The organism is Alcanivorax sp. HI0044, from assembly GCF_001634945.1.
In genome coordinates, this window is sequence record NZ_LWEZ01000076.1 from 1 (window position 1) to 1,200 (window position 1,200).

The 1,200-nt window shown below is 55.4% G+C and carries 1 protein-coding gene; it reads left to right on the top strand.

The annotated features are described in order from the left end of the window. The coding region (locus A3730_RS00965) for a 7TM-DISM domain-containing protein (RefSeq protein ID WP_231883792.1) at positions 1-1,200 on the top strand (1,200 nt) is incomplete at both ends.

A 1,200-nucleotide genomic window follows, 5' to 3' on the forward strand; every position in this document is an offset into this window, starting at 1 on the left:
ATATTTGTCTCCATCCGGGACCGTAGCTACCTGCTTTATGTTCTCTATCTGGGCACGTTCACCCTGAACCTGTTCACCCGCGAAGGGCTGAGCTATCAGTGGCTCTGGCCCCAGGCCACACTGTGGAACCATTACTCATTACCGGTTCTGAATCTGCTGACACTGGCGTTTTCGATTCTGTTTACCTGCCAGTTCCTGGAACTCAAAAAACGCGCACCGGCCATCAATCGCTGGCTGGTGGCCGCCGCCAGCGTGTTGATTCTCACTGCGCCGCTAACCCTGGTGAATTTTCATTTCTTCATTCAGGCGAGTACCGCCGTTGTTCTTCCCTGGCCATTTATCGCCATTGCGTTGTCTATCTGCCTGATCCGGCAGGGCTACAGTCCTGCAAGGTATTTTCTGCTGGCATTTACCGCCGTCGCACTGGCCACCACGGCATACATACTAAAAACCTTTCAGCTTATCGACGGCGGCTGGATACTGGAAAACGTCATGCAGCTGGGCACCTTTACCGAAGCACTGCTGCTGTCCTTTGCGCTGGCGCATCGCATGACCGTACTGAAAAGCGAGAATGTCCGTATTCAACGCGAAGCCAACGAAGTGCTGGAACAGCGCGTCACCGAGCGCACCGGGGAGCTGAATGCCGCGCTCAGCGCCCGCAGCGAATTTCTGGCGGTAATGAGCCACGAAATTCGCACACCACTGAACGGTATTATCGGCACCGTGGACATGCTCAAGGGAGCCTCCCTGGATGATGATCAACGCCACAATCTGAACGTGATTGAACAGTCCGGGAACAGCCTGCTGAACCTGATTAATGACATCCTCGATTATTCCCGCATCGAAGCGGGCAAAATGCCCATCGAGCAAACCAGCTTCAACCTGTTCAACCTGATCAATGAATCCCTGGCCCTGTTCCAGCACAAGGCACACGTTCACTCCAACACCCTGACACTCGACATTGCTCCCCACGTGGGCGAACGCTGCATGGGCGACCCGGTGCGGCTGCGACAAATTCTGGTAAACCTGATCAGCAACGCGGTGAAATTCACCGACAACGGCACCATCACCGTGCGGGTACAGCGGGATTCGGACAACGCGGATTACGCCTTGTTTGAGGTGCACGACAGCGGCATTGGCATTACCGAAGAGCAGCAGCGCCGACTCTTCGACCATTTTCAGCAGGGCGACAGCTCCACC